The 13,955-nt window shown below is 47.3% G+C and carries 15 protein-coding genes; 2 read left to right on the forward strand and 13 right to left on the reverse strand.

The annotated features are described in order from the left end of the window. Positions 1 to 54 precede the first annotated feature (54 nt). Positions 55 to 648, reverse strand: coding sequence for a DUF4230 domain-containing protein (locus tag DVG79_RS10965; RefSeq protein WP_114596760.1), 594 nt, complete (start codon positions 646 to 648; stop codon positions 55 to 57). A 136-nt stretch (positions 649 to 784) separates the two neighbouring features. Then, positions 785 to 1,243: a hypothetical protein gene (locus tag DVG79_RS10970; protein ID WP_114596761.1), complete on the reverse strand. Its 459-nt coding sequence runs from the start codon at positions 1,241 to 1,243 to the stop codon at positions 785 to 787. A 310-nt stretch (positions 1,244 to 1,553) separates the two neighbouring features. Here DVG79_RS10970 and DVG79_RS10975 point away from each other — a divergent pair, with 310 nt between their 5' ends. Then, positions 1,554 to 1,844 (forward strand): hypothetical protein, encoded by a 291-nt coding sequence (locus DVG79_RS10975; protein WP_114596762.1) that lies wholly within the window; start codon positions 1,554 to 1,556, stop codon positions 1,842 to 1,844. 197 nt (positions 1,845 to 2,041) lie between these two features. Beyond that, entirely contained in the window at positions 2,042 to 2,221 is a 180-nt protein-coding gene (locus DVG79_RS16050; protein WP_147269820.1) for a hypothetical protein, read from the forward strand. A 59-nt stretch (positions 2,222 to 2,280) separates the two neighbouring features. Here DVG79_RS16050 and DVG79_RS10980 read toward each other — a convergent pair whose 3' ends face one another. From DVG79_RS10980 to dnaB, 11 genes are all read right to left on the reverse strand, one after another. After that, entirely contained in the window at positions 2,281 to 2,724 is a 444-nt protein-coding gene (locus tag DVG79_RS10980) for a hypothetical protein (RefSeq protein WP_114596763.1), read from the reverse strand. A 115-nt stretch (positions 2,725 to 2,839) separates the two neighbouring features. Continuing rightward, a complete protein-coding gene (gene rlmH / locus DVG79_RS10985) occupies positions 2,840 to 3,319 on the reverse strand; it encodes a 23S rRNA (pseudouridine(1915)-N(3))-methyltransferase RlmH (protein WP_114596787.1) in 480 nt (159 codons plus the stop codon). 72 nt (positions 3,320 to 3,391) lie between these two features. Then, positions 3,392 to 3,553, reverse strand: coding sequence for a CxxH/CxxC protein (locus tag DVG79_RS10990; protein ID WP_114596764.1), 162 nt, complete (start codon positions 3,551 to 3,553; stop codon positions 3,392 to 3,394). 356 nt (positions 3,554 to 3,909) lie between these two features. After that, entirely contained in the window at positions 3,910 to 5,202 is a 1,293-nt protein-coding gene (locus DVG79_RS10995) for a trypsin-like peptidase domain-containing protein (protein WP_114596765.1), read from the reverse strand. Between the two features lie 106 nt (positions 5,203 to 5,308). Further along, positions 5,309 to 6,100 carry an MBL fold metallo-hydrolase gene (locus tag DVG79_RS11000; protein ID WP_026831603.1) on the reverse strand — a complete coding sequence of 264 codons (792 nt, stop codon included), beginning with the start codon at positions 6,098 to 6,100 and terminating at the stop codon, positions 5,309 to 5,311. Positions 6,101 to 6,110: 10 nt separating this feature from the next. Continuing rightward, positions 6,111 to 6,947, reverse strand: coding sequence for a two-component system regulatory protein YycI (locus tag DVG79_RS11005; protein ID WP_114596766.1), 837 nt, complete (start codon positions 6,945 to 6,947; stop codon positions 6,111 to 6,113). 6 nt (positions 6,948 to 6,953) lie between these two features. Further along, a complete protein-coding gene (locus DVG79_RS11010) occupies positions 6,954 to 8,270 on the reverse strand; it encodes a YycH family regulatory protein (RefSeq protein WP_114596767.1) in 1,317 nt (438 codons plus the stop codon). After that, positions 8,267 to 10,117 carry a cell wall metabolism sensor histidine kinase WalK gene (walK, locus tag DVG79_RS11015; RefSeq protein ID WP_114596768.1) on the reverse strand — a complete coding sequence of 617 codons (1,851 nt, stop codon included), beginning with the start codon at positions 10,115 to 10,117 and terminating at the stop codon, positions 8,267 to 8,269. Before walK ends, DVG79_RS11010 begins: the two co-directional genes overlap by 4 nt. A 2-nt stretch (positions 10,118 to 10,119) precedes the next feature. Further along, a complete protein-coding gene (gene yycF, locus DVG79_RS11020; RefSeq protein WP_026827044.1) occupies positions 10,120 to 10,830 on the reverse strand; it encodes a response regulator YycF in 711 nt (236 codons plus the stop codon). 245 nt (positions 10,831 to 11,075) lie between these two features. Further along, on the reverse strand, positions 11,076 to 12,368 hold the full coding sequence (locus tag DVG79_RS11025) for an adenylosuccinate synthase (protein ID WP_114596769.1): 1,293 nt from the start codon (positions 12,366 to 12,368) through the stop codon (positions 11,076 to 11,078). Positions 12,369 to 12,586: 218 nt separating this feature from the next. Then, positions 12,587 to 13,939 (reverse strand): replicative DNA helicase, encoded by a 1,353-nt coding sequence (gene dnaB, locus DVG79_RS11030; protein WP_012371893.1) that lies wholly within the window; start codon positions 13,937 to 13,939, stop codon positions 12,587 to 12,589. Positions 13,940 to 13,955: the final 16 nt, after the last annotated feature.

Genomic DNA, 13,955 nt, shown 5'->3' on the forward strand with positions numbered 1-13,955 from the left:
ATTAATCATTCAAAAAAAGACGGCCATCGCACATGACCGTTTTGTGTAATTCATTCAGTAAAATTCAATCGTCACATCGTTATACCCATTTGTTTTAAGGAAAGATGTTAATAATTTTTTTATTCGTAAATCTGCTTCTTTCAAAAAACCTTGCTTGATTTTTTTCTCTTCAATTTTTCTTTTTTCTTTGTTGATGTCATCAAAAATCTGTTGGGATTGATAATCAGAAAAAATATCACCTTTGACGTCAGTTACCCTGGCTGTATCTGTATCCGCTACATTATCAAGTATCGTTGCATTTGGAACCTTAACAAATAGTTGCTTAGTTGTTTCGCCGTAAGATAACTGTAATTTAGAAAGGTCCGTCCCCGCTTTTAAATAACCGTCATATTCAATTAGTTTGATTGCCTCTGCTAACTTAATATCGATTAAAGGTACATTTTTACTGCTTCGACTGATTATGACCTTGCTATATTCATATTTTAAAGTAGTCCATTCAGACAGTTCTACTAACCGTTCTTTTACGAGAGCAGTGTCAGAGCTTTTAGTTGTAGAAATGAGAGAAGGTTTGAAATAGAAAACGGCTCCCGCACCGATTACTCCGAGAACCACTAAAAGCACCAACATGTTTATAACTATTTTTTTCATCTTTAAAAATCTCCTTAAATATTTATCATTAAATCCCGAGCATAGAGCACATGCCTAAACTCTCGTTAAAAAGAGGTGATGTGATTGCCATGAATCATATCACCTCTTCAATTCATACTTCTTGATACTGATTGGATTACATCGCTCTTTTACATACCGCATAACATTCTTCGATATGTGCATTTCCCAAGTATTTCATTGCACCAAAACTAATTCCGGCTGAGACGGCCTGACCCACAAATGGAACGTACTTTGTGACCTGTTTAATTGCCATTTTAGCACCCATTTTTTTCAGTAACTGTGCGACTACTGTTTTGGTAATGTACTTACCAACTAGTTCGCTGCCGACTGAAGAAATGATAATCGCGAGTCTTCCTTTTATCTCAGAATCGAGCTGATCAATCTGCTCAGGGGATAATCCAAACTTCCGATTAATTGCAGGAAGAAGCTCCATCATAATGACGACATCTGCTCCTACATCTGCTCCGGGAATAGGTACAACCGCTGCTGCGGCTGAAGCCGACGCTCTTTTATTAACCATTGAATTACACTCTGCTTTAATACGGTCTAACTCTGAATTAGAAATAGGTAACACGTTATTTCCCCCGATTCTTAAATTAATTTATATACTAACAAAAGATAGCATTTCATAATGATTATCGGTTTCATTCCTTAAATTTACAATCATTTTTATTATTTGCTGCGAATAGTGATTTATCCACAATATCTCTAATCTTATAAACACGAACAACTTATATACAAATTATTCTTTCTAAACATACTGTATATTATGTAACAGCATCTATTTCAATGATATGTGAACGTTACACAGGAACAAGAATACGTCTCAGAATTTTAAGAAGCGCATCAAGACTACTCTATAACGTTCTGCTTCTTCAACATTCATGGCAAGCATTCATAATTACATCAACGGTCCGCAATTGATTGCAGTCTCTGCAAGCTCAAACCGTTCAAAGGATGACCAAGATCCGTCGACATGGAAACCACCCCGGTTCGGCGTCATCAGCGGCGAACTGGAATTACGGACGACCTGCCCGGAAGATGGAAAACTCGAACTCATCATCTCCCATATCGGCTCAACCGACGTTTACACGTTGCCCGGAAAGGATTATCAGCTGAATGATGTCCGCGACCACAAAGTCGTGCAACGGATGTTGGCGACGATATTAGAATGAACATAAAAAATTTGAATTTCCTACATGTAGGATTGACCTCGCTGTCAGTTCTACATGTGTCTTTGATTTTTAATACACATAAGGAGAAATTTTGATGTAGGTGGACACTCATTTCTTTATTTTTCATGACTTATCTTTATAAATCGGCTCATTGCTGTTTCATAAAAATATTCGTTATAGTGAAGGAAATATACAGTTTGATTTCGAAAGGAGTCTTTTTAGTGAGAGAAGTGTTGATTGGATCAGGTGTTGCGTTGAGCAGTGCCGGTATTTTCATGTTGTTGTACGGACATATCCCACAGGGTTTTATCGGTTTGGTTACGGTCACTTTTGGTGTAGTCGTAGCAATATTAACGAAAAAGAAGAAGGTGGACTGACCGTTATATCAATGAAGAGGTTCGCTATGAATCCAAGTTTACACATGGATCAAATCGATTTATTCGATAGCTCCATATCGATTTTGTTTCCCCACCCAATCATTTCGTTCTCTCCATCTAAGTTTCTTAGCTGAAATAAAGCTTACGTTGTGTTCGATATTGCTTGGATCAAAATCAATATCATCTGACCAGTAGTAAGTATTATTCTGTTTTAAAATAACAGCCTCAAACAGTATCGAGGCGAAATTTTCCGGTGTCGGAAGGATATGTATTCTGGTTACACTTTCAAACCACAATTCAATTACAGACGGGTTTTTAAATTGACGTTGAAATAACAGTTTGACGTTTGTATCTAATTCGCCAGGAGCGTTCATGTTCAGATTCTCCTCGACATATGTTTCGGTCCACATGTACATTTCCTTCAGACAGCCATCATGAAAATAAGCATAGTGCTCGAGCAATTCCTTGATTTCCGATTCCTCTTTTAGTTCGATCCAGTTCATGAGTGACCTCCAATACATTTTTTTGATCATATCTCTTGTCAGAAAAGCTATGCTATACAAAAGACCATATCAAGTGCGTCACAGCATTTGATATGGTCTTTCGTATTGACTGAACTTACTTATGATACGGTTCATTCCGATTAATCCGGTATGCCCGATAAATCTGTTCACACAGAATCATCTTCATCAATTGATGGGGGAACGTCATCTTCGAGAAAGAAATCGTATTGTTCGCCCGTTGCATGACTTCCGGTGCGAGACCAAGCGATCCGCCGATGACAAACGCGATTTTACTTTTGCCGTACGTCCCCAGTCGGTCGAGTTCTGTCGCAAACTGTTCGCTCGTCCGTTGCTTTCCTTCGATAGCAAGTGCATAGACATGAACATCCGGTCCGATCTTCGCTAAAATCCGTTCGCCCTCTTTTTTCTTCACTTGCTGCATCTCGGCGTCACTCAATTGTTCCGGTGCTTTTTCGTCCGGCACCTCTATTTCCTGAATCGAACAATACGCACCTAGCCGTTTTGTATATTCGGCAATTCCTTGCTTCAAGTACTTCTCTTTTAACTTTCCGACCGTAATAATGGTAATTTGCATCATTTTTCTCGCTTTCTGACAGAAAATTCAGGAGTTATCCACAGAGTTATCCACATGTCCACATGTTGATAATTATTTTTTGCTTGACACAAGATATGTCGCGGGCTGTTCACAGTACTCACACGTGACGTTTTTTTCTGCCGGTACCTCTTCTAAAATCGGGTACTCTTCCGTTTCATCAACTACTTCGTCGAGCGCTAACTCGACATGTTCTAAACAGACATATTTATCCACAGGTCTTCTCCTCCTTTTAAGTTGTCCACATTTATCCGCTACCAGTATAACAAAAATTGACTTCTCCGACCGAAAAAAGTTATCCACAGCTCGGACGTCACTCCGTTCACTGCTCGACGACCTCCTCCATTTCATCGTGTCCGCTGCACGCGACTCCTACAGGAAAAAGCGCGGCTCGCCCGCGCTGTCAGAGGAAAACGAGACCCGGGCATCGACGCCGGCAGGCAAGAATCCCGCGGCTTGTTCCTCGCCTGAGGAAAGCGCTTGACAGCGAATCACGATGAGAACCGGAGACACCATCTTTTCTGTACACAAAAAAACTACCCGCACGTAAACGAGTAGTTGATTTGAATCTGTTATTGCACCGTCGCCGCTTGCGCCGACAGTTTAACATCAAGTGTCTGCTTCTCGCCGCCCCGGTAGAACGTCACCTTGACGTTGTCGCCGACTTTCGCATCCCGGTACAGGACGCTTTTTAGATCGGCAAACGAGTTGATGTCCTTGCCGTTGATTTCAACGATGACATCATTTTCTTTCATCCCTGCTTTTGCTGCTCCGCTGTTTTTCGTCAAACCAACGACAACAATCCCGCGGTTGACGTCACTCGGTAACTTCAGACGATCTTCCCGGAACCCGCTTGGGAATTCCTGAACGTCACGGATCTGAATCCCGAGTTGCGGGCGAATTACTTCACCGTTTTGTTCGAGATCACGCATAATCGGCAATGCTTCGTTGATTGGAATCGCAAAACCGACCCCTTCGACACTCGCTTCGGCAATCTTCATCGAGTTGATGCCGATCAATTGACCGGACGTATTGATGAGCGCTCCGCCCGAGTTCCCCGGATTGATCGCGGCATCGGTCTGAATGACTTCGGTGTTGAAGTCCTGCTGCCCGTCCTTGTTCGTATCAACCGGCACCGTCCGCTCCTGGGCACTGATGACACCACGTGTGACCGAGTTCGCAAAGATTCCGAGCGGATTCCCGATCGCAAGAACCGTCTCCCCGGCACGTAACGTATCCGAATCTCCGAGTTTGACGACTTGTGTCACTTTTGAAGCATCAATCGAGAGAACTGCTAAATCGTACGTCGGATCTTCTCCGAGGACTTTCGCTTCCAGTGCCGTTCCGTCAGACAACGTGACCGACAACCGGCTTGCACCTTCGACGACGTGATAGTTCGTCACGACATACGCTTTGTTGCCGTCTTTTTTATAGATGACACCCGATCCGGCTCCGGTCTCCTGATCGGCACCCTGGAACGAGCTTTGCAGGTTCGTCACGCTGACGACCGCTTCCTTCGTCTGACCGACGGCACTGACGATATCGTTTTCCGATTCCGTTGCTTTCGTCGCCGCCTGTTCCGGCGTCGCGTTTGAGACCGGCGTCGGACTTGTCATTTCGTCACGGACGAACGGCCAGGCAATCAGGGCAATCAATAAGGCACCGATGATTCCGCCGATCAGGCCGACAAAAAAGGCTTTCCCGCCGCCGCGGCGTTTTGGTTCCTGCGGTTCTTCTTCATATGGTTCACGATAGGGACTGACCGGCTCGTCTTCACTGGGCCGCCGTGGCGGAAAGCCGCTTGTCTCATCGGTCGATGCGTAAGGCTGATCTGATTCATTCCGTGGTTCTTCTGGTCGATCCATCGACACACGCCTCCTTTTAGACTCTCTTTACACAAGTATACCCCCATCACGTGGCGAGTTAGCCAAATGTGGGGGTCTTTTGAGCATATTCAGTAATTTCCCATAATCAAAGCTTCAAGAGGGGTGTCGGAATGACCGGATCCGTGTCGAGCAACTGGATTTTGCTGAGATCGACATCGCGGCTTGCGAGCGTCTGTGAGACACTCATCCGGGCCAGTTCTTTCATGTTGTTGTCCTTACTCAAGTGGGCCATGTGGATCCGTTTCGTCCGGTCATCGAGCACTTCGCTCATCGCGATCGCGGCATCTTCGTTTGAAACGTGTCCGTAATCGCCGAGAATCCGCCGTTTGACGCTCCAGGGGTAATGCCCCATCTGAAGCATTCCGATATCATGGTTCGCTTCAAAGATGTAGGCATCGGCTCCGCGGATGACACCTTTCATCCGGTCCGACACGTAACCCGTATCGGTGATGTGGGCGAGTCGTTTTCCTTCATGGGCGAACTGGAAGAACATCGGGTCGGCCGCGTCATGGCTGACGTTAAACGATTCGACTTCGATGTCGCCGAACTGTTTGACCTCACCGACTTCCCAGAGGAACTTCAGCGCCGGATCGATTTTGCCGATCTTTGCTTCCATCGCCGCCCACGTCTTTTCGTTCGCATAAAGCGGAATGTTGTACTTCCGCGCCATGATGCCGACGCCTTTAATATGATCGGAATGTTCATGGGTGACGAACAAACCGTCAATCTGATCCGGCGACCGGTGAATCTGGTCGAACAGGGCGAGCATCGCTTTTCCGGTCAGGCCGGCGTCGACGAGCAGGCGGGTCTGTTCACTTTCGATATAGAGGGCATTCCCCGTCGAGCCACTGGCAAGGACGCTGTAGTGTAGGCTCATCGTGCATTCCTCATTTCTCTGAAACGGTATCAAGCCGTTCGATGGTCTGGACTCCGCCGTCGATTGCGTTGACGAAATACAGTTCTTCTCCGTTCAGTTCGATCTGCCACGTCGGCGGTAAAATCTGCACCGATTTCGTTCCTTCTGTCACGAGACAGAAGTAACCGAGTTTCTGGCTCGTCATTCGTTTCGAAGCGGGAAATAATCCCTGCTCCGACAGTTGAATGACGGACTCACTCGCCGATAATAACGTGACATCCTGTGCCTGACGGACGACTTTGTTTAAGTGACGTTGTTTGTAGCTGACGACTTCCTTTTGCTCGTTCAACTGAAGCACGAGCAGTGACGGACCAATCATCGCATCATCCTCACGCGACTGTTGCGGTGTCGAGTATAACGGCTGTTCCTTATACGTCTGAACAAATGTCATCTCATTGTGTTTGCTGTCATACTTCCAAAACGTGTAGTCGGTCCCGTATGCAGCCGACGATTGGACAAACGATGTTGCCGAATCCCGCATTGCTTTCGCTTCGAGCGGGAACGGCTTCGTCAGACGAACCGACCACTCGATTTGATTTTTGACGGATGTGACGGCATCTTGGATCGAAGAGCCTGGTTTAGGAGCCAATGAACTCGTATCAACTTCCGCCGTCAAATAACCAATTTCTTTCGAGACCGTCTGCAGTTTCTTTTCATCAATTTTTCGTTCTTTCAAAACAGTTTTCCCGTCCGCATTCGTCGTGACGATTCGGGGATCAATCATTCGGTCCATCAACTGAACGGCAAGATAGGCGTTCAGGATCAGGAACGTCAAAATCAGTAACGTTTTTGCTTTACTCCAATCCATGAAACATTATCCCTCTTTTCCGGTAGCTTGATCGACCGTGGTCCATTTCCCGTTTCGTTTGATGAACCAATTTGGCTTAAACAAGGCATAGCGACTTGTTTCAATTTCATAAGTCATCTCATATCCCATCCGGATAGCGGACATCTCATCCAGCAGATCAGCGGATTGAAGCTGCTTTTCGATCTGATCGATGGATGGCAATGTCGTTTCCCGGAGCAACAACTTCCGATCCGCCCGAATCATGCTGCGGCTGAGCGAACGGATTTGATTTTCTTCGAACGTTACTTTGATGGTCGCGAGATCAAAGTCCGGTTGTTCAAGTAACGGTCCTGTTTCACCGAAAATCGGGTATCGGTTCAAATACAATCGGAATGTCGCCGCCTGTTCCTCTTCCGCTTTCGACATCTGATCAAAGTAATAGCGGAAACCGCTGCGTTGTGTCACAGGATCGAGCCATCCACCGTGGATGTTGATGTAACTGACGATTGTACTGTAATCGACGGACGAGGTTTGGGTGTTCGGAGACAACGTATTAAAACGGAACGCATTATAATCCCGGTCGTAGGTCGAAACACTGACACCGTCCGTCAAAACGTCCAGGTCATCCCGGCTCTTGATTTGTTGGACGTTCGAGTTTTCCGTAAAGAACGCGCTCTCGATCCGGCTGAGCGGCTTCGGATCCTGCGAAATATCATCGTAGACGAATACTTCTTCCAGTTTCGTCGCGCCGCTTGGGACATACGTGTAGTCACCGCCCTTGAGCTCGACTTTCGTCATCGGTTTTTTCTTATCATAGGCGAATAGACGTTTTAAGACCGTCTCATCCCCGATTAATTTAAAATCCTTAAATCGTCCCGTCATCGACTCCAGTCGAAGGATCGGTCCTTCATAATCGAGCAGATATAACCGTTTGATCGGCTCTGACATCGCAATTTGTTTTTCCCCGAGCAACTCCTCGAGCATCTTTGAACTGATCGGCGTCGGGAAAATCATCTCGACACTCCGTTTGCTGATGGGAATATCTGACGCCTTATCGGTCAAAACCAGGACACCGACATCAAACGAAGCACCAATCCGGTTCAGGATCGTCCGACCGATGATTTGGGTCTGATAGGCACTTTCGCCGTTCGAATAGACGACGAGTTCCGGATTGACCAACTGGTTGCCTTCGACCGTCTTTGAGGCATCGATTTCATTAAACGATACCTGTTCCTGTTCAATCGACTCGCTGCTCGGATGATACGTCCATAACATGGCGGTTTGCACGATTGAGGCACTGACCAGAAGAATCAAAGCGATGGATTTCAGTCGCTGTTTCGTCATCCGATATCCACCTCTTCGATCACCTCGTATGGAAGCGTAAAGTAAATCGTTGTCCCGCGTCCCCATTCGCTTTCTGCCCAAATGTCACCACCGTGTGCCGAAACGACGTCTTTGGCAATCGAAAGACCAAGTCCGGTCCCGCCAATCTTCCGGGCCCGTGCTTTATCGACCCGATAGAAGCGTTCAAAGATTTTCTGCAGGTTCGCTTTGGGAATCCCGACTCCTTCGTCTTTGATGCTGATGACGATCCGTTTCGCCCGTAACATCGTCCGGACGGTGATCGTACCGCCTTCCGGTGAATACTTGATTGCGTTCGTTAAGATATTATCCGCGACCTGAATCAACTTATCCTGATCCCCGCGGATGTAGACTTTCCGTTTCATGATCTTACGGCGGAACTGAATCCGTTCCGGTTTCGTCATATCATGACGATCGAGAATATCATTTAAGAATTGAATATAATCAAATCGGACTTTGTTCATCTTGTATTCCTTGCTGTCCATTTTCGACAGTTGCAACAGATCGGTGACGAGGCGGATCATCCGCTCCGTTTCATTTTGTGTCGTCTCCAGGAACCGTGGCGCCAGTTCTTCATCCTGGTACGCACCTTCCGCCAATGCTTCGAGATAACTCCGCATCGTCGTCAGCGGTGTCCGGAGTTCATGACTGACGTTCGCGACGAACTCACGGCGGTCCTGCTCGACCTGTTCCTGCTCCGTGACGTCATGCAGGACGATAATCATCCCGGTAATCGGTCCACTGTGCTTTTTGACCGGAGAGAAGAAAGCCCGGACAAGGAACAGTTCGTCCTCGCTGCTGAAATCAAGCAAACGGGGCGGCATCGTCCCGTCTTCCGGAATCATAAAGTCGTCTCCGAGCGCTAGTAAATCCTTTAAGTTCGTCCCGACGATACCGGATTCATCGACACCGACGATATCCTTCGCCTGGTCGTTCATCAGGATGACACGTAGCGTCCGGTCCGTCGCAATCACACCATCCGTCATATTTTCGAGGACGCTCGTCAATTTCCGCCTTTCGGCTTCCGTCGTCGCGTTCGCTTCGAGTAATTCATCCGTCAGTTCATTAAAAGAACGTGCCAACTGACCAATTTCGTCATCGGAATAGACTTTAACCTTCCGCGAGAAATTCCCGCGCCGCATCTCGATTGCCTGGCGCCGCATATCCGAAATCGGACGGGTGATCGTCCTTGATAACAGGACACCGAGAATCGAGGTGATGACAAGTGCAATCACTGTCCCCGTCGCTAAGATGCGTGTGACTTGCTGCATCTGAGAATAAATCGACTCCATCGAAGCCCGGACGTAAATCATCCCGGTCGTTGCACCTGTCCGTTCCGAGGTGACGGGGACTGCAAAGATCCGAATCTTGTCTTCCGTCGTCGGATCAAGAACGGTATCGACACGGGAGGAACTCGTGGCTTGTGCTTTTTTAATCAGTGAATTCGTCGCCCGTTGTCCGACTGCTGACTGATTGTCCTCGTCGGACGTCGCTTGAATGATCGAGTCCTGATCAATGATCTGTACTTCGAGAATATCGTTCCTTGACGTCGAGCCACTACTAAACTCAGACAGCAGTTGTCCAAGAGATTCAGACAACTGCCGTTTGGAGGCCTCATCATCGCCTGTCTTATCGAATTCCTTCCCGACATTGTACGCAACAAGTCCGGCCCGGTCTTCAACAGATTTTGAGAAGTTCGTAATGTACTGTTTTTCAAGAGAACGAACGAAGTAAACCCCAATGACTTGCATCGCGACTAAGATCAACAACGCATAAATGACGACAAGTTTCCACTGGATCGATTTGAAGAAGTTCGTTCCTTTTAACATCGTTATTCATTCTCCCCGTCTTGGAGATAATAGCCGACACCGCGCCGGGTCATGATATAGATTGGTGTACTCGGGTTATCTTCGACTTTTTCACGCAGACGGCGCACAGTGACGTCAACGGTCCGGACGTCACCGAAGTAGTCATACCCCCACACGGTTTGGAGCAGGTGTTCACGCGTCATGACTTGACCGATGTTTTTCGCCAAGTAATGCAACAGTTCAAACTCACGTTGTGTCAGTTCGATTTTTTGATCCTGTCGTGTGACGGTATGAGAATTCGTATCGATATACAGTTCTCCTACTTTCAATGGACCCGGTCCTGCATTGGCCGGTGTCGCTTCGACCGTATTGACGTTTCGTAAGTGTGCCTTCACCCGTGCCAATAATTCGCGCGAGCTGAATGGTTTCGTCACGTAATCATTTGCCCCAAGTTCCAGGCCAAGGACCGTATCAATTTCAGAATCCTTTGCCGTCAACATGATGATCGGGACTTTTGATGTTTTCCGGACTTCCCGGCAAACTTCCATTCCATCCATCAAGGGCAACATGATATCGAGCAAAATCAAATCAGGTTTAAACTCTTCGACTTTCTCGAGTGCTTCCACTCCATCATTTGCTACGGCGACACTATAACCTTCTTTTTCTAATTTAAATTTTAATATATCGGCAATCGGTTGCTCGTCATCGACGACGAGGATTTTACGTTCCGTCACTGGGTGTTCCCCCTTAATAATTTCTATTCAATCTATTTTACCTGTTTTTCAGGCATATAGAAAGGTGGCGACGGAAACTCCCGACGCCACTCTGTTGACTTCATCATACGTTCACATCATGCGTTCCACGTGAAACATTACCTTTAGTATACGCTCGTTCACTTTATTTTGTGAATGATTTCGCTTGATTACAGATAAAAAAAGCAGCTCCAGATTTCAAATCCGGAACTGCCACTTTTCAACCATTAAGCTTCTTCGTACAAATCACGGAGAACGACCGTTTGTTCACGACCCGGTCCCACTGAGAATGTCACGAGGGAGATGTTCGTCAAATCTGCAATCCGTTTGACGTAGTTCTGCGCATTGATCGGCAAATCTTCAAACTTACGGATGTGCGTGATATCCTCTTTCCAGCCCGGTAACTCTTCATAAACCGGGACACATGCTTCGAGATCACGGAAACTCGCCGGATACTCATCAATCTGTTTGCCGTTAAACTCATACGACGTACAGATTTTAAGCGTCTCGATGCCTGTCAGGACATCGATTGAGTTCAATGCAAGATCTGTCAAACCGCTTGTCCGGCGTGAGTGACGGACGACGACTGAATCGAACCAACCGACACGGCGTGGACGGCCTGTCGTTGTTCCGTATTCACGACCGACTTCACGGATCTGATGACCGATTTCGTCAAACAGTTCTGTCGGGAACGGACCATCACCGACACGTGACGTGTACGCTTTACAGACACCAACGACGTGATCGATCCGGGCTGGACCGACACCAACACCTGAAGCGACACCGCCGGCTGATGCGTTCGATGACGTGACGAACGGATACGTTCCGTGGTCAAGGTCGAGTAAGACACCTTGTGCCCCTTCGAAGAGGACTTTTTCGCCCTTATCGAGGCTGTCGTTGACGACGACTGATGTATCGCAGACATATTTCGCAAACTCTTGACCGTACGCGTAGTATTCTTCGAAGATATCATCGAAAGCAATCGCTTCCGCATCATACATCTTCGTGAACATCCGGTTTTTTTGCTCAAGAACGATTTTTAATTTTTCGGCGAATGTTTCTTTGTCGAGTAAATCAGCCATCCGGATTCCGATTCGTGCTGCTTTATCCATGTAGCACGGTCCGATTCCTTTAAGCGTCGTTCCGACTTTCGCGTCGCCTTTTGCTTCTTCTTCGAGTTGATCTTGCAACTGATGATACGGCAAGATGACATGCGCCCGATTCGAAATCAGTAAGTTATCCGTTGAAACACCACGATCGTGCAGATACTTCAATTCCTTGACGAGCGATTTCGGGTTGACGACAAGGCCGTTCCCGATGACACATTTCTTGTCTGAGTAAAAAATTCCTGATGGAATCAAGTGTAACTTATACGTCTCATTATTAAATACGATTGTATGTCCGGCATTGTCTCCACCTTGATAACGAGCAACGACATCGGCTTTTTTCGAAAGAAAATCGGTAATCTTTCCTTTTCCTTCGTCGCCCCATTGTGTTCCGACTACTACTACTGATGACATATTCTCATCCACCTCCACGTACGATTCAAAACCACGACTAAGTGTAACGCGGAAAAAAACAGAAGTCAACCAAATACCGAACAATTAAATGTTACAATTCTTTTTCGTTCGTTTAAAAGACGGTTTTAATTCGTTTTTTTCCTTTCTCTTCAAGATATTCAAACATAACGATTAAAAAAACGCTTCTGTCTCGGAAGACGGAAGCGTTTTTAAGCCATTTAGGCGGGTGGTGCATAGGAATTATTCGGTTCGAGATCCACGAACTTATTAAATTCTTTCCGGAAAGCGAGTTTAACGGTACCGGTCGGACCATTCCGCTGTTTCGCGATAATGATTTCGATCGTGTTCGCATCTTCCGTTTCTTTATTGTAGTAATCATCGCGGTATAAGAAGGCAACGATATCCGCATCCTGCTCGATTGCTCCTGATTCCCGGATGTCGGACATCATCGGCCGTTTATCTTGCCGACTTTCCACACCCCGTGACAGCTGCGATAACGCAATGACGGGAACTTCGAGTTCACGGGCGAGCGACTTCAAGGACCGGGAGATCTCTGAGACCTCCTGTTGCCGGTTATCGCTGGAACGGCCATTCCCTTGAATCAGTTGGAGATAATCAATCATGATCATTCCAAGACCGTGCTCCTGCTTCAGGCGGCGGCACTTCGCCCGGATGTCGTTGACACGAATACCCGGTGTATCGTCGATATAGATCCCCGCTTGGGACAAACTGCTCATCGCGAGCGATAACTTACCCCAGTCCTCATCTTCGAGCTGTCCGGTCCGGAGGCGCTGCGCGTCGACATTGCCTTCTGCACACAGCATCCGCATGACAAGCTGCTCCGCTCCCATCTCAAGACTGAAGATGGCGACATTCTCATCGGCACGGGTCGCGACGTTTTGTGAGATGTTCAAGGCGAAAGCCGTCTTCCCGACAGACGGACGGGCAGCAACGATGATTAAATCGTTGCGCTGGAATCCGGCCGTCACTTTATCGAGATCACGGAAGCCGGTCGGAATCCCGGTCGTCTCGCCGCTTTGTTTATGCAACTTATCGATCGTCGCATACGCACTCGTCAAAACGTCCGAAATCGGAATGAAGCTGGCACTGCCTTTTCCTTGTGAGACTTCGAGAATCTTCCGTTCTGCTTCATTCAGCAGGACGTCGACCTCGTTTTGCCGTTCGTAACCGTCCGTGACGATTTCGTTGGCGGTCCGGATCAACCGGCGCAAAGTCGACTTTTGATCGACGACATTGACGTAATAGTTGATGTTTGCGGCGGTCGGAACACCTTCCGCCAGTTCACCGAGGTACGGCAATCCGCCGACTTCCTCGAGGATGCCAAGCGTACTGAGTTCCGCCGTAACAGTCACGAGGTCGATTGCTTCTCCCCGATCCGACAACACAAGCATCGTTTCAAAAATGCGTTGGTGGGCCGCACGATAAAAATCTTGTGGCAATAATCGTTCGGACGCACTGATCAGTCGATCCGCATCGATCATGATCGCCCCAAGGACGGCTTGTTCCGCCTCAATGCTCTGGGGGGGCGTATTTTGCATTACATCACTCATCACCGGTCCCCTTTTC

It is taken from the genome of Exiguobacterium sp. RIT594 (assembly GCF_003339585.1).
Lineage (GTDB): Bacteria > Bacillota > Bacilli > Exiguobacteriales > Exiguobacteriaceae > Exiguobacterium_A.

Bases quoted from the DNA above. Each gene is read 5' to 3' on its own strand.
- walK (WP_114596768.1), bottom strand. From the start codon at position 10,117: ATGTTAAAAGGAACGAACTTCTTCAAATCGATCCAGTGGAAACTTGTC.
- DVG79_RS10980 (WP_114596763.1), bottom strand. From the start codon at position 2,724: ATGAACTGGATCGAACTAAAAGAGGAATCGGAAATCAAGGAATTGCTC.
- DVG79_RS10995 (WP_114596765.1), bottom strand. From the start codon at position 5,202: ATGGATCGACCAGAAGAACCACGGAATGAATCAGATCAGCCTTACGCA.
- DVG79_RS11010 (WP_114596767.1), bottom strand. From the start codon at position 8,270: ATGACGAAACAGCGACTGAAATCCATCGCTTTGATTCTTCTGGTCAGT.
- DVG79_RS10975 (WP_114596762.1), top strand. From the start codon at position 1,554: ATGGCAAGCATTCATAATTACATCAACGGTCCGCAATTGATTGCAGTC.
- DVG79_RS11025 (WP_114596769.1), bottom strand. From the start codon at position 12,368: ATGTCATCAGTAGTAGTAGTCGGAACACAATGGGGCGACGAAGGAAAA.
- DVG79_RS10965 (WP_114596760.1), bottom strand. From the start codon at position 648: ATGAAAAAAATAGTTATAAACATGTTGGTGCTTTTAGTGGTTCTCGGA.
- dnaB (WP_012371893.1), bottom strand. From the start codon at position 13,939: ATGAGTGATGTAATGCAAAATACGCCCCCCCAGAGCATTGAGGCGGAA.
- DVG79_RS11005 (WP_114596766.1), bottom strand. From the start codon at position 6,947: ATGGATTGGAGTAAAGCAAAAACGTTACTGATTTTGACGTTCCTGATC.
- rlmH (WP_114596787.1), bottom strand. From the start codon at position 3,319: ATGCAAATTACCATTATTACGGTCGGAAAGTTAAAAGAGAAGTACTTG.
- DVG79_RS11000 (WP_026831603.1), bottom strand. From the start codon at position 6,100: ATGAGCCTACACTACAGCGTCCTTGCCAGTGGCTCGACGGGGAATGCC.